Origin of the sequence: Escherichia sp. S10b (genome assembly GCF_028421345.1) — a bacterium.
GTDB lineage: Bacteria > Pseudomonadota > Gammaproteobacteria > Enterobacterales > Enterobacteriaceae > ECMA0423.
The window spans coordinates 237,657-256,216 of record NZ_JAHZSO010000168.1; the positions used below are offsets into that span (position 1 = coordinate 237,657).

At 43.3% G+C, this 18,560-nt stretch carries 12 protein-coding genes and 1 pseudogene; 6 read left to right on the plus strand and 7 right to left on the minus strand.

Features of this window, described 5'->3' with window-relative positions; genetic code table 11:
* Positions 1–19: 19 nt before the first annotated feature.
* On the plus strand, positions 20–1,216 hold the full coding sequence (locus FTE26_RS17850) for a hypothetical protein (protein ID WP_001008529.1): 1,197 nt from the start codon (positions 20–22) through the stop codon (positions 1,214–1,216).
* Between the two features lie 985 nt (positions 1,217–2,201).
* On the opposite strand, the gene FTE26_RS17855 is transcribed toward FTE26_RS17850, so the two are convergent.
* Positions 2,202–3,449, minus strand: a complete 1,248-nt coding sequence (locus FTE26_RS17855; RefSeq protein WP_001197016.1) for an oligosaccharide MFS transporter — start codon at positions 3,447–3,449, stop codon at positions 2,202–2,204.
* Positions 3,450–3,520: 71 nt separating this feature from the next.
* A complete protein-coding gene (locus FTE26_RS17860; protein ID WP_001274887.1) occupies positions 3,521–4,435 on the minus strand; it encodes an aminoimidazole riboside kinase in 915 nt (304 codons plus the stop codon).
* A gap of 215 nt (positions 4,436–4,650) precedes the next feature.
* Between FTE26_RS17860 and cscA the strand changes: the two genes are divergently transcribed.
* The gene (gene cscA, locus FTE26_RS17865; RefSeq protein ID WP_000194515.1) at positions 4,651–6,084 is read left to right on the plus strand and encodes a sucrose-6-phosphate hydrolase; all 1,434 of its coding nucleotides are present in this window, start codon (positions 4,651–4,653) and stop codon (positions 6,082–6,084) included.
* Between the two features lie 7 nt (positions 6,085–6,091).
* Here cscA and FTE26_RS17870 read toward each other — a convergent pair whose 3' ends face one another.
* Entirely contained in the window at positions 6,092–7,087 is a 996-nt protein-coding gene (locus FTE26_RS17870; RefSeq protein ID WP_001342524.1) for a LacI family DNA-binding transcriptional regulator, read from the minus strand.
* 242 nt (positions 7,088–7,329) lie between these two features.
* On the opposite strand from FTE26_RS17870, the pseudogene FTE26_RS17875 reads away from it, so the two are divergent.
* Positions 7,330–7,548: pseudogene (locus tag FTE26_RS17875) on the plus strand (GntT/GntP/DsdX family permease); the annotation flags it as partial.
* Between the two features lie 17 nt (positions 7,549–7,565).
* Positions 7,566–8,894, plus strand: coding sequence for a D-serine ammonia-lyase (gene dsdA, locus FTE26_RS17880; protein WP_000426427.1), 1,329 nt, complete (start codon positions 7,566–7,568; stop codon positions 8,892–8,894).
* Between the two features lie 107 nt (positions 8,895–9,001).
* Here dsdA and emrY read toward each other — a convergent pair whose 3' ends face one another.
* Together emrY and emrK are read right to left on the minus strand one after the other, a co-directional pair.
* Positions 9,002–10,540, minus strand: coding sequence for a multidrug efflux MFS transporter permease subunit EmrY (gene emrY, locus FTE26_RS17885; protein WP_001018713.1), 1,539 nt, complete (start codon positions 10,538–10,540; stop codon positions 9,002–9,004).
* Positions 10,540–11,703: a multidrug efflux MFS transporter periplasmic adaptor subunit EmrK gene (gene emrK / locus FTE26_RS17890; RefSeq protein ID WP_000435169.1), complete on the minus strand. Its 1,164-nt coding sequence runs from the start codon at positions 11,701–11,703 to the stop codon at positions 10,540–10,542. Before emrK ends, emrY begins: the two co-directional genes overlap by 1 nt.
* Positions 11,704–12,118: 415 nt before the next feature.
* Between emrK and evgA the strand changes: the two genes are divergently transcribed.
* Complete coding sequence (gene evgA / locus FTE26_RS17895; RefSeq protein ID WP_000991370.1) at positions 12,119–12,733, plus strand: acid-sensing system DNA-binding response regulator EvgA; 615 nt, start codon at positions 12,119–12,121, stop codon at positions 12,731–12,733.
* 4 nt (positions 12,734–12,737) lie between these two features.
* Positions 12,738–16,331: an acid-sensing system histidine kinase EvgS gene (gene evgS, locus FTE26_RS17900; protein ID WP_001348569.1), complete on the plus strand. Its 3,594-nt coding sequence runs from the start codon at positions 12,738–12,740 to the stop codon at positions 16,329–16,331.
* Positions 16,332–16,386: 55 nt separating this feature from the next.
* Here evgS and yfdE read toward each other — a convergent pair whose 3' ends face one another.
* Together yfdE and yfdV are read right to left on the minus strand one after the other, a co-directional pair.
* Complete coding sequence (gene yfdE / locus FTE26_RS17905; RefSeq protein ID WP_001296867.1) at positions 16,387–17,532, minus strand: CoA:oxalate CoA-transferase; 1,146 nt, start codon at positions 17,530–17,532, stop codon at positions 16,387–16,389.
* Between the two features lie 73 nt (positions 17,533–17,605).
* Positions 17,606–18,550, minus strand: coding sequence for a transporter YfdV (gene yfdV, locus FTE26_RS17910; protein ID WP_000955028.1), 945 nt, complete (start codon positions 18,548–18,550; stop codon positions 17,606–17,608).
* Positions 18,551–18,560 lie beyond the last annotated feature (10 nt).

The window sequence follows — 18,560 nt, forward strand, 5'->3', positions numbered from 1 at the left end:
TTGAAAAAGGATGAAAAAAATGAATTTTGAATTTGTAAAAGAGGTTTTCGAATCAAATGGCATTCAATGTAAGGTTCAAGAAGATAAATTATATTTACAAATCGATGGCAAGGATGTGGAAGTAAGATTCAACGAAGGATATGATGAGGCAATATCTAACTTTGCAAAATCCCGACAATATCGATATGATCTTGAAAAGAGGACATTGATTGGCTATCGAACAGTTGAGGTTTTTGTTCAGCGATTAAACCAAAATATTTTTGAAACACCTTCATTTGAATTCAAATCTAATTCATCAAAGACAGTACAACTATCAAGAGCAACCAAAGAATTTTCTCTTAGCCATTTTAAATCTGAAGACTACAAAAACTTCATTGATAAAATTGTAAAAAGAAGGCTGATTAATAGAGTTCGTTTAGGATATGTCTATTTCCACACTATTGTTTGGACTCCAATAACAATAAAATATAATCTTAAGAGAAAAATCGAACAGCAAAAAATGCTAGATGATGCATTAAAATGTTTCGATAGCTGTTTATTCAAGCTAGCAGTTGATTACGGCCAAGCTTGGGAACTATATAAACAACGCCGCTCTTTAAATATAGCATATACTTCTGAAGATGAAGTTGAACTCAATATTCCTTTTGCTAGCTATGATATAAATCTAGTTAATTATTATAAAGTTGCCGTTAGTAGCCAGTTCCCAAGCCAATCATTCCTATCATATTATCATGTTTTAGAATATAACTTCCTAAGTGTTTCGGAAGAAGAGTTACAAGCTAAACTAAGATCTAACATACAATCAACAAATTTTAGCGGATCATTAGCAGATATCGAGTCAATAATAAACACTGTCAAAAAACATAATGATAAATCCGATGAAAAAGACATGTTGATTAGAGTACTTAAAAAATATATTGAACCGGATGAATTGAAGCAGTTCATTGAAAATTTTGAAGAAAGTATTGGTGAGAAACATTACACAAAAGCAAGAAAAATATTTGGCGAGAATTTATCCATAAATATTAAGAATAATGAGCATATGATTCCTAATACAGCCCATGTACTGAAACATATAAGAAACGCACTTGTACACTCATCAGACAAATACAATCGTGAGGATTGTCACATCCCTCTAACTGAATCAGAAGAATTAGTTAGTTTCTATATTCCTTTAGTTAGCTTTCTAGCAGAAAAAATAATATGCGCTAAGTAAATTAATATAACATATTGCATAGCTGTTAAAATAATATGACTATTTAAGTCACACAGTTATGCAATATTTTCTAATCATCACAGAAAATCATTAAACACTGATAATAAACTCATCCAAAAAAAATTAATTCAACGTAGCTACCTCTCTCTTTATTGCAGACTACAACATTAATATACCGAGTAGCATCATCGCCTAATTTACCAGTTAGAATATTATTTAGTTATAATAAACAAAAAAACATTTCTAAAACAATTAATTTTAACCATCTTTACCAGATTTTAAAATAATATTTAAACTGCCTACATAAATACCCTTATTAGGTACTTAAGTTTGCTTAACTGGAACTTATAGAAGAATACATATACGTTTTTCTATGTCATTACTTCGGATTTGAGGTTCGCAATTTTTACCTAAAATCACTCACTCCAGTTCAGGAACAATGTGTTATATGATGGTATCCTTGATGGTATTAACTTAAAATAAAAACAATAAAAACCATAAAATCAAACACATAAAAAATGATTCGATTCCTGCAGGTGACACCAGATACCCTTCAAACGAAATCTACCTTCACCCCGTAAAAGATAGGTTTGGCAGCACACTTGCCTTATATCTACTCATTTTTACTGCAACAGGTTGAAATCTCAGCACTGTCAGAAAGCGCTGATGACTAAACAGCCCTGGGCCGGGCGATGTAACCATCACACAGAATCCTGATAGCGAAATATGGCGTGACTCGATACTTCACTCCGCAATGCATTCCTTGATGAATTCGCAGGACCGTGATACACGGGACAGGTCGCTGAATGACGACAATGTCCTGGAAATCAGCGAACCGCGCATCTGAAGTACATTTGAGCGACTGTACCAGAACATGAATGAGGCGTTTGGATTAGGTGATTATTAGCAGGGCTAAGCACTTTAGTATTATTATTTTCCGGTTGAGGGATAGGGAGATATCGACAACAACCGGAAAAGTTTACGTCTATATTGCTGAAGGTACAGGCGTTTCCATAACTATTTGCTCGCGTTTTTTACTCAAGAAGAAAATGCCAAATAGCAACATCAGGCAGACAATACCCGAAATTGCGAAGAAAACTGTCTGGTAGCCTGCGTGGTCAAAGAGTATCCCAGTCGGCGTTGAAAGCAGCACAATCCCAAGCGAACTGGCAATTTGAAAACCAATCAGAAAGATCGTCGACGACAGGCGCTTATCAAAATTTGCCACGCTGTATTTGAAGACGGATATGACACAAAGTGGAACCTCAATAGCATGTAACAGCTTCACTAATGAAATAATCCAGGGGTTAACGAACAGCGCGCAGGAAAGGATACGCAACGCCATAATCACAACACCGATAAGTAATGCATTTTTTGGCCCTACCCGATTCACAAAGAAAGGAATAATCGCCATGCATAGCGCTTCGAGTACCACCTGGAATGAGTTGAGATAACCATACAGGCGCGTTCCTACATCGTGTGATTCGAATAAACCTGCATAAAAGACAGGAAAAAGTTGTTGATCAAAAATGTTATAGAAAGACCACGTCCCCACAATAAATATGACGAAAACCCAGAAGTTTCGATCCTTGAAAACTGCGATAAAATCCTCTTTTTTTACCCCTCCCGCATCCGCCGCTACGCACTGGTGATCCTTATCTTTAAAACACATGTTGATCATCATAAATACAGCGCCAAATAGCGAGACCAACCAGAAGTTGATATGGGGACTGATACTAAAAAATATGCCGGCAAAGAACGCGCCAATAGCATAGCCAAAAGATCCCCAGGCGCGCGCTGTTCCATATTCGAAATGAAAATTTCGCGCCATTTTTTCGGTGAAGCTGTCAAGCAAACCGCATCCCGCCAGATACCCCAGTCCAAAAAAGAGCGCCCCCAGAATTAGACCTACAGAAAAATTGCTTTGCAGTAACGGTTCATAAACGTAAATCATAAACGGTCCGGTCAAGACCAGGATGAAACTCATACACCAGATGAGCGGTTTCTTCAGACCGAGTTTATCCTGAACGATGCCGTAGAACATCATAAATAGAATGCTGGTAAACTGGTTGACCGAATAAAGTGTACCTAATTCCGTCCCTGTCAACCCTAGATGTCCTTTCAGCCAAATAGCGTATAACGACCACCACAGCGACCAGGAAATAAAAAAGAGAAATGAGTAACTGGATGCAAAACGATAGTACGCATTTCTGAATGGAATATTCAGTGCCATAATTACCTGCCTGTCGTTAAAAAATTCACGTCCTATTTAGAGATAAGAGCGACTTCGCCGTTTACTTCTCACTATTCCAGTTCTTGTCGACATGGCAGCGCTGTCATTGCCCCTTTCGCCGTTACTGCAAGCGCTCCGCAACGTTGAGCGAGATCGATAATTCGTCGCATTTCTCTCTCATCTGTAGATAATCCCGTAGAGGACAGACCTGTGAGTAACCCGGCAACGAACGCATCTCCCGCCCCCGTGCTATCGACACAATTAACAGACATTCCAGCAAAATGGTGAACTTGTCCTCGATAACAGACCACCACACCTTCTGCACCTTTAGTCACCAACAGCATGGCGATCTCATACTCTTTTGCCAGGGCGCATATATCCCGATCGTTCTGTGTTTTTCCACTGATAAGTCGCCATTCTTCTTCCGAGAGCTTGACGACATCCGCCAGTTGTAGCGCCTGCCGCAAACACAAGCGGAGCAAATGCTCGTCTTGCCATAGATCTTCACGAATATTAGGATCGAAGCTGACAAAACCTCCGGCATGCCGGATCGCCGTCATCGCAGTAAATGCGCTGGTACGCGAAGGCTCGGCAGACAACGCAATTGAACAGAGATGTAACCATTCGCCATGTCGCCAGCAGGGCAAGTCTGTCGTCTCTAAAAAAAGATCGGCACTGGGGCGGACCATAAACGTAAATGAACGTTCCCCTTGATCGTTCAGATCGACAAGCACCGTGGATGTCCGGTGCCATTCATCTTGCTTCAGATACGTGATATCGACTCCCTCAGTTAGCAGCGTTCTTTGCATTAACGCACCAAAAGGATCATCCCCCACCCGACCTATAAACCCACTTGTTCCGCCTAATCTGGCGATTCCCACCGCAACGTTAGCTGGCGCGCCGCCAGGACAAGGCAGTAGCCGCCCGTCTGATTCTGGCAAGAGATCTACGACCGCATCCCCTAAAACCCATACTTTGGCTGACATTTTTTTCCCTTAAATTCATCTGAGTTACGCATAGTGATAAACCTCTTTTTCGCAAAATCGTCATGGATTTACTAAAACATGCATATTCGATCACAAAACGTCATAGTTAACGTTAACATTTGTGATATTCATCGCATTTATGAAAGTAAGGGACTTTATTTTTATAAAAGTTAACGTTAACAATTCACCAAATTTGCTTAACCAGGATGATTAAAATGACGCAATCTCGATTGCATGCGGCGCAAAACGCCCTAGCAAAACTTCATGAGCACCGGGGTAACACTTTCTATCCCCATTTTCACCTCGCGCCTCCTGCCGGGTGGATGAACGATCCAAACGGCCTGATCTGGTTTAACGATCGTTATCACGCGTTTTATCAACATCACCCGATGAGCGAACACTGGGGGCCAATGCACTGGGGACATGCCACCAGCGACGATATGATCCACTGGCAGCATGAGCCTATTGCGCTAGCGCCAGGAGACGATAATGACAAAGACGGGTGTTTTTCAGGTAGTGCTGTCGATGACAATGGTGTCCTCTCACTTATCTACACCGGACACGTCTGGCTCGATGGTGCAGGTAATGACGATGCAATTCGCGAAGTACAATGTCTGGCTACCAGTCGGGATGGTATTCATTTCGAGAAACAGGGTGTGATCCTCACTCCACCAGAAGGAATCATGCACTTCCGCGATCCTAAAGTGTGGCGTGAAGCCGACACATGGTGGATGGTAGTCGGGGCGAAAGATCCAGGCAACACGGGGCAGATCCTGCTTTATCGCGGCAGTTCATTGCGTGAATGGACCTTCGATCGCGTACTGGCCCACGCTGATGCGGGTGAAAGCTATATGTGGGAATGTCCGGACTTTTTCAGCCTTGGCGATCAGCATTATCTGATGTTTTCCCCGCAGGGAATGAATGCCGAGGGATACAGTTACCGAAATCGCTTTCAAAGTGGCGTAATACCCGGAATGTGGTCGCCAGGACGACTTTTTGCACAATCCGGGCATTTTACTGAACTTGATAACGGGCATGACTTTTATGCACCACAAAGCTTTTTAGCGAAGGATGGTCGGCGTATTGTTATCGGCTGGATGGATATGTGGGAATCGCCAATGCCCTCAAAACGTGAAGGATGGGCAGGCTGCATGACGCTGGCGCGCGAGCTATCAGAGAGCAATGGCAAACTTCTACAACGCCCGGTTCACGAAGCTGAGTCGTTACGCCAGCAGCATCAATCTGTCTCTCCCCGCACAATCAGCAATAAATATGTTTTGCAGGAAAACGCGCAAGCAGTTGAGATTCAGTTGCAGTGGGCGCTGAAGAACAGTGATGCCGAACATTACGGATTACAGCTCGGCACTGGAATGCGGCTGTATATTGATAACCAATCTGAGCGACTTGTTTTGTGGCGGTATTACCCACACGAGAATTTAGACGGCTACCGTAGTATTCCCCTCCCGCAGCGTGACACGCTCGCCCTAAGGATATTTATCGATACATCATCCGTGGAAGTATTTATTAACGACGGGGAAGCGGTGATGAGTAGTCGAATCTATCCGCAGCCAGAAGAACGGGAACTGTCGCTTTATGCCTCCCACGGAGTGGCTGTGCTGCAACATGGAGCACTCTGGCTACTGGGTTAACATAATATCAGGTGGAACAACGGATCAACAGCGGGCAAGGGATCCGCGTCACTCTTCCCCCTTCACGACCTTCAATAATATGCAATGCAGCTTCCCGCCCGATAATGTCATGTGGAAGCTGAATTGTGGTCAGCGGCGGTAAAAACAGATGCCCGACGCCAACCAGATTATCAAAGCCCATTACGGCGACATCCTGCGGGATACGTACCCCCTTCGCCAGGAGAACCTGATAAGCGACAAAGGCTGCGCGATCGTTACCACATATCAGAACATCAAAATCTGGTTTGCCCGGTTTGAAGTGGGCATTGAGTAAACTTGCGAGATCGGTGTAGTGATCATCACCTGTTGCCATGTGAAATTGTTTCACCTCAGCCAGATCTCGTCCAGCATCACGCCAGGCCTGCTCAAATCCCTGCCGACGATACCCTGTTGCCAACGCACTTTCCGGTAGCCAGAAGCATAACGGTTGACGATAGCCCGCCGCGAGCAAATGCTGTGTTGATTCATATTGTGCAGTGTAATCATCAGGGATATAACTGGGTAACGCTGGGTCATCCGCCACACAGTTCGCCAATACAATATTTTCACCATACAGAGACTCAGGCAGCGTGATATGTCGCAGCCCCATTGTAGTATAGATAATGCCATCCGGACGGTGGGCAAGCAGCTGACGTGCCGCGCGGGCAGCGTCATCTTCAGAAAAAATATTGATTAAAAAACTATTCCAGCCGAACTCGCTGGCGGTTTGCTCAATGGCAAGCAGAATATCAACAGAGAAAGGAGTGGTAGCCGTGTCCTGCGCCAGCACGGCGAGAGTCGACGGCTTACGTCCTTGAGCGCGCATCTTACGGGCGGAAAGATCAGGAACATAATTCAGGGTCTGGATTGCCTGCAATACGCGGTCACGCGTTGCAGGACGCACAGATTCTGCATTATGCATCACCCGGGAGACTGTCATCATCGACACTCCCGCCAGGCGTGCGACATCCTTTAATGAAGCCATACCCAAGCCGTTTGCCGTAAAACGGGCACTGTAGCAGAAACAGACGTCACTGGCGAGATCCAACGATATTCTCAACGCCCTATCACCCAACACGGCAATACAATAAAAAATAACAATAATTGCCGGATAATTGTACTCAATTCCGCCTCTGTTCTCGCCAACGAGTAACCATATAGGCAAGTAAGTAAAACATGCCAACTGGCATCGCCAACCTGGAGAAGAAAATATAAATATGGATCATTGTGCTGCCGCTGTATCCCGACATCAGCCCGGAAATTATTGCGATTGCTATCGGTTCAGGTGCAATTGGCTGCACGATCGTTACGGACTCGCTTTTCTGGCTGGTGAAGCAATATTGCGGCGCTACGCTCAATGAAACATTTAAATACTATACGACAGCGACATTTATCGCTTCAGTCGTCGCTCTGGCGGGCACATTCCTGCTGTCATTTATCATCTAAGCGCAAAGAGACGTACTATGGAAAACGCTAAAATGAACTCGCTCATCGCCCAGTATCCGTTGGTAAAGGATCTGGTTGCTCTTAAAGAAACCACCTGGTTTAATCCTGGCACGACCTCATTGGCTGAAGGTTTACCTTATGTTGGCCTGACCGAACAGGATGTTCAGGACGCCCATGCGCGCTTATCCCGTTTTGCACCCTATCTGGCAAAAGCATTTCCTGAAACTGCTGCCACTGGGGGGATTATTGAATCAGAACTGGTTGCCATTCCAGCTATGCAAAAACGGCTGGAAAAAGAATATCAGCAACCGATCAGCGGGCAACTGTTACTGAAAAAAGATAGCCATTTGCCCATTTCCGGCTCCATAAAAGCACGCGGCGGGATTTATGAAGTCCTGGCACACGCAGAAAAACTGGCTCTGGAAGCGGGGTTGCTGACGCTTGATGATGACTACAGCAAACTGCTTTCTCCGGAGTTTAAACAGTTCTTTAGCCAATACAGCATTGCTGTGGGCTCAACCGGAAATCTGGGGTTATCAATCGGCATTATGAGCGCCCGCATTGGCTTTAAGGTGACAGTTCATATGTCTGCTGATGCCCGGGCATGGAAAAAAGCGAAACTGCGCAGCCATGGCGTTACGGTCGTGGAATATGAGCAAGATTATGGTGTTGCCGTCGAGGAAGGACGTAAAGCAGCGCAGTCTGACCCGAACTGTTTCTTTATTGATGACGAAAATTCCCGCACGTTGTTCCTTGGGTATTCCGTCGCTGGCCAGCGTCTTAAAGCGCAATTTGCCCAGCAAGGTCGTATCGTCGATGCTGATAACCCTCTGTTTGTCTATCTGCCGTGTGGTGTTGGCGGTGGTCCTGGTGGCGTCGCATTCGGACTTAAACTGGCGTTTGGCGATCATGTTCACTGCTTTTTTGCCGAACCAACGCACTCCCCTTGTATGTTGTTAGGCGTCCATACAGGATTACACGATCAGATTTCTGTTCAGGATATTGGTATCGACAACCTTACCGCAGCGGATGGCCTTGCAGTTGGTCGCGCATCAGGCTTTGTCGGGCGGGCAATGGAGCGTCTGCTGGATGGCTTCTATACCCTTAGCGATCAAACCATGTATGACATGCTTGGCTGGCTGGCGCAGGAAGAAGGTATTCGTCTTGAACCTTCGGCACTGGCGGGTATGGCCGGACCTCAGCGCGTGTGTGCATCAGTAAGTTACCAACAGATGCACGGTTTCAGCGCAGAACAACTGCGTAATACCACTCATCTGGTGTGGGCGACGGGAGGTGGAATGGTGCCGGAAGAAGAGATGAATCAATATCTGGCAAAAGGCCGTTAATAACGTTTCAACGCAGCATCGCAATCTTTTCCCTGGGTGAGCGATGCTGCCGATGGCGCAGACTTAAGATCCCCGGTCTTACCCGCTATAACCCCCTCCTTTTATCATCACCCAATGCCTTTCGCTGTAAACGGCGGTTTCGCAAACCAAACCAAAACCGTAAGTAAGATAAAAGCAATAGCCGCCATACGGAAAATCTCATTTGCAGAAATAGAAAGTGACTGCTGGGTTATTTCATTATTAATTTCATTAAGAACTCCTGAAAGCGAACCATAATATTTATCCATAATTTGTGACGATGAATTAAACACGGGGTTAAATTGATCGATGGTTGCTGTCAACTGACTATGGTGTAACGATTCGCGTCGTCCCCACAGCGTCATTGTCAACGACGTACCAACTGATCCTGACAAGGTACGAAAAAAATTACTCATACTCGAGGCATTGGCAAATTTATTATCTGGCAAGCCTGAAAACGAAATCGTTGTTAAGGGTAAAAAGAAACAGGCAACGGCGAATCCCTGAAAAAACTGCGGCAAAATGATGCCTGTAAAATCAATCGTTGGCATAAATGTCACAGAACGCCAGTAATAGCAAACCGCATACATCAAAAAACTAAATGTCACTAACAACCGCATGTCTATTTTGTTGCCATAACGTCCTATCAAAGGTGAAATTAATAGTGGCATGATGCCGATGGGCGCATAAGCAAGTCCGGCCCATATCGCATTATACCCCATCGTTTCCTGGAGTAACTGCGGCATAAGAACGATCGCTCCAGAGTAAAATAAATACGCGCATGTGATACTCACAATACCAATGGTGAAGTTACGGGACTTAAACAAACTGAGATCAAGAATCGGGTTCTCTGAGGTCGACTCCCAAATGACTAAAGAGATCAGAGAAATAACTGATACTACTGTTAATATTATTATTGTACTCGAGTTGAACCAATCCAGATCGCGCCCTTTATCAAGCATAATTTGCAAGCCACCAACACCGAGCACTAACAGGGTCAGTCCTGGTAGATTCATTTTGACCGGTGAAGTCTCAGTTTCTCTTCCTTTAAGTAAGGTTAAGCATAATGTCAGGACGATAATCCCCATAGGGACATTGATTAAAAATATCCAACCCCAGCTAAAGTTATCGCAAATATAACCGCCCAATATCGGCCCACATATCGGAGCGATAATCACGGTCATTGACCATAATGCCAGAGCAAATGTTCTTTTTTCTGGTGGATAATTCCTTAATAATAAACTCTGTGACAGTGGAATTAACGGCCCCGCCATTAATCCCTGAACGACTCTAAAAAATATCAGCACATCAAGATTGGTCGATAAACTACACATTAAGGAAGACAGCGAAAAAAAAGTGACTGAAAGTAAAAATAACCTTAATTCGCCTATTCTTTGTGCCAGCCTGCCGGTAACAGGGATCGCAATGGCATTTGCTACGCCAAACGAGGTGATAACCCAGGTGCCTTCGTCTGTTGATGCTCCCAGAAAGCCAGATATTGTCGGTATTGCGACGTTAGAAATAGTGGAATCCAACATTTGCATAAACGTCGCTAATGACAATGCAATAGTAACGCACCATAACGTCCCACCGGTTAATGGTGCCGGAGTTGATTTAGTGATTGCCATTAAAGTTGTCCATTATGCGAAATAATGTTGCTAATTTCTTTTTCTATCGGACTGGTATCGATAACTAAAGCCTTACTGGTATAAGCAGGCATAGAGGTCACGGTTGAAGCCAGATCAGGCATCTCAGCAATGTCTTCGTTCCTGGTATCAATAGTTGCAGTCATCGATAAACCAATGCGCAAGGGGTGTTCCATGAGTTCTTTTGGATCCAGAGAAACTTCAACCGGTACACGCTGAACGATTTTGATCCAGTTCCCTGTCGCATTTTGTGCAGGTAATAAGGAGAACGCATTGCCGGTTCCCATATTGATCCCTGTCACCCGACCATGAAACACAACATTTTCACCATAAAGATCGCTGATAATATTGACCGATTGACCAATCCGTACATCCGTGAGTTGTGTTTCTTTAAAGTTGGCATTAACCCACATTTGACGTGCCGGTACGACAGCCATTAACGATTGTCCGGGGCTCACTGTTTCGCCGACCTGAACACTTCTCTGGGCAATATAGCCGGTAACCGGACTCTTAATATCCGTACGTTTAAGCGCCAACCAGGCTTCTTTAGTTGCATCCGCCGCTTCAACGACTTGTGGCTGACGGTTTAATGGTGTGTTCATTACTAAAGCTTTATTCGCTTTATAAGCCTGGATAGCGGCATTCAATGCCGCTTTGCTACTTATTAACGTATCTTTGGTATGCTCCAGCGTTTCTTTTGAAATAACCCCCTGCTTCGCTAACGGCACTCGACGGTTATAATCTTCTAAAGATTGTTGATACTGAATACGTGCTGAAGCGACTTCGGCACTGTATTGTTTATCCTGTAAGTATAGTTTATTCGTTTGCCGAACAATATTTGCCAGATTATTTTTAGCTTTATTGAGTGCGATAGTGGCATCAGTTTTATCCAGTGAAACTAAAATGTCACCTTGTCGAACGTAGTTCGTATCTTTATGATTAACGACAGTGACACTACCTGAGACTTGTGCAGAAATTGGATCTGCATTCCCCGTGACATAGGCGTCATCTGTACTAATCATGTCTTCTAATTCCATTGACCAATAGGCATAGGCACCTGAAAACGCAATAAATAAAACTACCGCCAATAAAGAAAAGTATTTTCTTCTGTTAGAATGTTTTTTATTTGAATTAATCTGTTCCACTATTATCTCTCATTTCTCATAGATGAAATTTATGAATTGAATGAAAAGAGCATTCATTCTTCATATCAAACACAGTGCATGTGTTGCACATTATCCCAGGAACGTTGGAGGCCTAATTTAAATGAGGTGCAAAAAAAACAACAGAGGACTAAACCGTGGCTTTTGCAATACAATTCTTACGCCTGTAGGATTAGTAAGAAGACTTATAGTGCCAACTTGAAACTATAAATCATCGGTACAATCCCTGATTTTATTGTTGACATTTCATTTATGCCGACTATTTATATGGTATACTTGTCGAATTATCTTAAAGGAAGCTCAGATTTTCTTATTTTTATTGAGAAAATGAGATGACGCCTTATGTCTGTATTACTACAGGGAGAAGGGAGATGCTTCATTGCAAAGGGAATAATCTATGAACGCAATAATTATTGATGACCATCCTCTTGCTATCGCAGCAATTCGTAATTTATTGATCAAAAACGATATTGAAATCTTAGCGGAGTTGACTGAAGGGGGAAGCGCCGTTCAGCGGGTGGAAACACTTAAGCCTGATATCGTCATCATTGATGTCGATATCCCCGGAGTTAACGGTATCCAGGTGTTAGAAACGCTGAGGAAGCGCCAATATAGCGGAATTATTATTATTGTCTCCGCTAAAAATGACCATTTTTACGGGAAACATTGTGCTGATGCTGGCGCTAATGGATTCGTGAGTAAAAAAGAAGGCATGAACAATATCATTGCGGCTATTGAAGCTGCAAAAAATGGCTACTGCTATTTCCCCTTCTCTCTCAACCGGTTTGTTGGAAGTTTAACGTCCGACCAGCAAAAACTCGACTCCTTATCGAAACAAGAAATTAGTGTCATGCGGTATATTCTTGATGGCAAGGATAATAATGACATTGCTGAAAAAATGTTCATCAGCAACAAAACTGTCAGCACTTATAAAAGTCGCCTGATGGAAAAATTAGAATGTAAATCACTGATGGATCTTTACACATTCGCGCAACGTAACAAAATCGGCTAATCACATGAAGTTTTTACCCTATTTTTTTCTTCTCTGTTGTGGTCTTTGGTCGACCATAAGTTTCGCAGACGAAGATTACATCGAATATCGTGGCATCAGTAGTAACAACCGTGTCACACTTGATCCAGTACGTCTGAGCAACAAGGAATTACGTTGGTTAGCGAGCAAAAAAAATCTTGTGATTGCAGTACACAAGTCCCAAACGGCTACCTTGTTGCATACCGATTCGCAGCAACAGGTTCGTGGTATTAATGCTGATTATTTAAATCTTTTAAAAAGAGCGTTAAATATCAAATTAACACTCCGGGAATACGCAGATCATCAAAAAGCAATGGACGCGCTTGCAGAAGGTGAAGTCGATATAGTGTTATCACATTTAGTTACTTCGCCGCCTCTTAATAATGACATTGCTGCAACCAAACCATTGATAATTACCTTTCCGGCGCTGGTAACCACCCTTCACGACTCAATGCGACCGCTTACCTCACCAAAACCAGTAAATATTGCTCGGGTAGCAAATTACCCCCCAGACGAGGTAATTCATCAATCATTTCCAAAAGCAACAATTATCTCTTTTACAAATTTATATCAGGCATTAGCATCCGTCTCAGCTGGGCACAATGATTACTTTATTGGTAGTAACATCATTACCAGCAGTATGATTTCCCGCTATTTCACTCACTCCTTAAATGTAGTGAAATATTATAACTCGCCGCGTCAATATAATTTTTTCTTGACCAGAAAAGAATCTGTCATTCTTAATGAAGTACTCAATAGATTTGTTGATGCTTTAACAAATGAAGTTCGCTATGAAGTATCACAAAATTGGCTTGATACAGGAAACCTGGCCTTTCTGAACAAACCATTAGAACTCACTGAACATGAAAAACAGTGGATTAAGCAGCATCCCAATTTAAAGGTGCTGGAAAATCCTTACTCGCCCCCCTATTCTATGACGGATGAAAATGGCTCGGTTCGGGGCGTTATGGGGGACATTCTTAATATTATTACCTTGCAAACAGGTTTAAATTTTTCTCCGATCACCGTTTCACACAATATCCATGCTGGAACACAGCTTAGCCCCGGAGGATGGGATATAATACCTGGCGCTATTTATAGTGAAGATCGAGAAAATAATGTTTTATTTGCTGAAGCCTTCATAACAACGCCTTACGTTTTTGTCATGCAAAAAGCGCCTGACAGTGAACAAACATTAAAAAAAGGAATGAAAGTTGCCATTCCATATTATTATGAGCTGCATTCGCAATTAAAAGAGATGTATCCGGAGGTTGAATGGATACAGGTCGATAATGCCAGCGCTGCATTTCACAAGGTTAAGGAAGGTGAACTTGATGCTCTGGTCGCGACACAGTTAAATTCGCGTTACATGATCGATCATTACTATCCTAATGAACTTTATCATTTTCTTATTCCTGGCGTTCCGAATGCATCGCTTTCGTTCGCTTTTCCTCGCGGAGAACCGGAACTTAAGGATATTATTAATAAAGCACTGAATGCAATTCCCCCAAGCGAAGTTCTGCGCCTGACGGAAAAATGGATTAAAATGCCCAATGTGACCATTGACACATGGGACCTATATAGCGAGCAATTTTATATTGTTACGACATTATCCGTTTTATTAGTTGGCAGTAGCCTTTTATGGGGATTCTACCTGTTACGCTCAGTTCGTCGTCGTAAAGTCATTCAGGGTGATTTAGAGAACCAAATATCATTCCGAAAAGCACTCTCGGATTCCTTACCGAATCCAACTTATGTTGTAAACTGGCAAGGTAATGTCATTAGTCATAATAGTGCTTTTGAACATTATTTCACTGCGGATTACTACAAAAATGCAATGTTACCATTAGAAAACAGTGACTCACCCTTTAAAGATGTTTTTTCTAATGCGCATGAAGTCACAGCAGAAACGAAAGAAAATCGAACAATATACACACAGGTATTTGAAATTGATAATGGCATCGAGAAAAGATGCATTAATCACTGGCATACATTATGCAATCTTCCTGCAAGTGACAATGCAGTATATATTTGTGGTTGGCAAGATATTACTGAAACGCGTGATCTAATTAATGCACTCGAGGTAGAAAAAAATAAAGCGATAAAGGCTACCGTAGCAAAAAGTCAGTTTCTGGCAACGATGAGTCACGAAATAAGAACACCAATAAGCTCTATTATGGGCTTCCTGGAACTTCTGTCGGGTTCTGGTCTTAGCAAGGAGCAACGGGTGGAGGCGATTTCACTTGCCTACGCCACCGGACAATCACTCCTCGGCTTAATTGGTGAAATCCTTGATGTCGACAAAATTGAATCGGGTAACTATCAACTTCAACCACAATGGGTCGATATCCCTACTTTAGTCCAGAACACTTGTCACTCTTTCGGTGCGATTGCTGCAAGCAAATCGATCGCATTAAGTTGCAGCAGTACATTTCCTGATCATTACCTGGTTAAGATCGACCCTCAGGCGTTTAAGCAGGTCTTATCAAATTTACTGAGCAATGCTCTCAAATTTACCACCGAGGGGGCAGTAAAAATTACGACCTCCCTGGTTCACATTGATGACAACCACGCTGTTATCAAAATGACGATTATGGATTCTGGAAGTGGATTATCGCAGGAAGAACAACAACAACTCTTTAAACGCTACAGCCAAACAAGTGCAGGTCGCCAGCAAACAGGATCTGGCTTAGGCTTAATGATCTGCAAAGAATTAATTAAAAATATGCAGGGCGATTTGTCATTAGAAAGTCATCCAGGCATAGGAACAACATTTACGATCACAATCCCGGTAGAAATTAGCCAGCAAGTGGCGACTGTCGAGGCAAAAGCAGAACACCCCATCACACTACCTGAAAAGTTGAGCATATTAATCGCGGATGATCATCCGACCAACAGGCTATTACTCAAACGCCAGCTAAATCTATTAGGATATGATGTTGATGAAGCCACTGATGGTGTGCAAGCGCTACACAAAGTCAGTATGCAACATTATGATCTGCTTATTACTGACGTTAATATGCCGAATATGGATGGTTTTGAGTTGACTCGCAAACTCCGTGAGCAAAATTCTTCCTTACCCATCTGGGGGCTTACAGCCAACGCACAGGCTAACGAACGTGAAAAAGGGTTAAGTTGCGGCATGAACTTATGTTTGTTCAAACCGTTGACCCTGGATGTACTGAAAACACATTTAAGTCAGTTACACCAGGTTGCGCATATTGCACCTCAGTATCGCCACCTTGATATCGAAGCCCTGAAAAATAATACGGCGAACGATCTACAACTGATGCAGGAGATTCTCATGACTTTCCAGCATGAAACGCATAAAGATCTACCCGCTGCGTTTCAAGCACTAGAAGCTGGCGATAACAGAACTTTCCATCAGTGTATTCATCGCATCCACGGTGCGGCTAACATCCTGAATTTGCAAAAGTTGATTAATATTAGCCATCAGTTAGAAATAACACCTGTTTCAGATGACAGTAAGCCTGAAATTCTTCAGTTGCTGAACTCTGTAAAAGAACACATTGCAGAGCTGGACCAGGAGATTGCTGTTTTCTGTCAGAAAAATGACTAAATAGCGGCTCCCACAATGTTCAAATGTGGGAGCTATTTACCAGCACATCTTACATTTATGATGAGAACTCCTGGCGAATTTGTTCCCCATGCTGGTCGAGCGTTGCCGCTCCCGGCATAACATGCGGGTCCGCGCAGCCGCTGATTTTTATCGGATTACCCGGCATCATTATTCCCCCGGCTTCAATCAACATATTTCTCGCCTGAGTTTGTGGCAATTTAATGGCCTCAGCCACACTTAATAACGGCGCGACGGGTACACCAACTTCATGTATTCTGGCTAACCAAACTTCAGCTGCCTGCGTTTTTAACGTCCGCTCAATATATTGTTTAAGAATAGCCTGGTTTTGTACGCGTAAAATATTGCTGCTAAATCGGGGATCATTAACCAGTTCCGTAAGCTCCAGTGCCTGGCATAACGCAGAAAAAAGCTTGTCATTACCACAACAAATCGTAATCGGCTTATCCTGAGTATTGAAAACATCAAAAGGTGCCATGTAGGGATGGCGATTTCCCAGACGTTGTGGTGACTTCCCTGTCGCGATATATGCCATCAGACCATGCTCCAGAAAACTCAGCGTGGCATCAAACATCGCTATATCGACATGCGCCCCTCTCTGGCTCTTTTCGCGGCCATAAAGTGCACTCACTATTCCGCTGAATAAATAGACACCGCCGCATAGATCCGCAAGAGATGTACCAACGCGCACTGGCGGAGCATCAGGATATCCTGTTTCCATCATTATCCCGCTCATTGCCTGAATGATGGTATCGTAGGCAGGAGCATCTTTTAGCGGACCGGTATGTCCGAAACCTGACGATGAAGCATATATGAGGCGCGGGTTGATTTCTTGAAGCGTTTCCCATGAAAACCCCAGTTTTTCCATTGTACCTGGGCGAAAATTCTCAGCTAATACATCAGCTTGTTTGAGCATATTTATAAATATACTTTTATCGTGATCATTCTTTAAATCAAGAACCACACTCTCTTTGCCATGATTAATAAAACTGTAATAGAGTGACTGTCCATCCACATAGGGACCAAATGTGCGGGTATCATCACCATGACCTGGTGGCTCAACTTTAATTACCCTTGCGCCCATATTACAAAGAAGTTGAGTTCCGAAAGGTCCATTAAGGACATGTGTCATATCGATAACTAATAAGCCTTCAAACGGCCCTTTGCTTTCATTATTTGTCATTTGCTTATGCCTTGAAAAAAGCCGAAGGTGAAAAGACACTTCGGCATTTATGTAAAATCAATAACATGATTAATTATGAAACCAGTCGACTGACATAAATCCACAAGGGAGCCGTGACGACAAAGCCCAGTACGCTCACAGCCAATGACGCTGTACCAGTACGGGTGTAGACATTAAACCGGCTGGCAATAATGATTCCGGAGAATGCCGGCGGTAATGCGCCTGCCAGTACCATCATCTGCAGATGTTCGCTGTTCAAATGACATGCCATACCAACGAGAAGCAGTGCCAGTGGCATCAGAATCAGCTTCAGGAAGGTGTTATAAGCAATTTCGGCACTGAACTCGAATTTATGTGCAGCCAGAGTCAACCCCGCAGCGAATACCGCTACCCCTGAGTTAGCCTTCGCAATCAGATTAAAGGTTGGGTCCCATGCTGCCGGAATTTTTACCCCAACCAACACCAGGATCGTTGCCAGAACAGGTGCCCATACTACTGGCTCCTTTGCCGCAGAAATTAATGCGCTCAGATTACTATTCTTCTTACCATCCGCTCCTGAGGAAGGATTCAGCAAATACAGACCAATAGGAATAGTAATTGCGTTAACAATAATAGAAATAATTGCTACCACTAAACCTGTTGATACGGAATCACCATAAATAGGATCGAGAACTGCAAACCCCAGGAATCCAATGGTAGGTGAACCTGCAATTAATGCACATACAGCTGCTTCTGCATGGGTACGTTTAAAAAATTTGTAGCAACCGAACCAGGAGAAAAAGAAACATCCGACAATAACCACAAGTGATACAAGGGTCAGACGAGTGTCCGCAAAAATCATTTCCCTGTTTGCCCGAGTAATAGATACAAATAGAGCCGCAGGAAGCGCGTAGTTTAATACCAGTTTATTAAATGCCCGAGCTTGATCTTCTGAAAATGTTTCTCGTCTGCCGCTAAAATAACCCAACAGCATGATTACGATAATAGGCAATAAATCGCCAATAAAAAATGTTAGCATAATAGTATTT

Bases quoted from the DNA above. Each gene is read 5' to 3' on its own strand.
- emrY (WP_001018713.1), bottom strand. From the start codon at position 10,540: ATGGCAATCACTAAATCAACTCCGGCACCATTAACCGGTGGGACGTTA.
- evgA (WP_000991370.1), top strand. From the start codon at position 12,119: ATGAACGCAATAATTATTGATGACCATCCTCTTGCTATCGCAGCAATT.
- evgS (WP_001348569.1), top strand. From the start codon at position 12,738: ATGAAGTTTTTACCCTATTTTTTTCTTCTCTGTTGTGGTCTTTGGTCG.
- FTE26_RS17870 (WP_001342524.1), bottom strand. From the start codon at position 7,087: ATGGCTTCATTAAAGGATGTCGCACGCCTGGCGGGAGTGTCGATGATG.
- yfdV (WP_000955028.1), bottom strand. From the start codon at position 18,550: ATGCTAACATTTTTTATTGGCGATTTATTGCCTATTATCGTAATCATG.
- FTE26_RS17860 (WP_001274887.1), bottom strand. From the start codon at position 4,435: ATGTCAGCCAAAGTATGGGTTTTAGGGGATGCGGTCGTAGATCTCTTG.
- cscA (WP_000194515.1), top strand. From the start codon at position 4,651: ATGACGCAATCTCGATTGCATGCGGCGCAAAACGCCCTAGCAAAACTT.
- FTE26_RS17850 (WP_001008529.1), top strand. From the start codon at position 20: ATGAATTTTGAATTTGTAAAAGAGGTTTTCGAATCAAATGGCATTCAA.
- yfdE (WP_001296867.1), bottom strand. From the start codon at position 17,532: ATGACAAATAATGAAAGCAAAGGGCCGTTTGAAGGCTTATTAGTTATC.
- FTE26_RS17855 (WP_001197016.1), bottom strand. From the start codon at position 3,449: ATGGCACTGAATATTCCATTCAGAAATGCGTACTATCGTTTTGCATCC.
- dsdA (WP_000426427.1), top strand. From the start codon at position 7,566: ATGGAAAACGCTAAAATGAACTCGCTCATCGCCCAGTATCCGTTGGTA.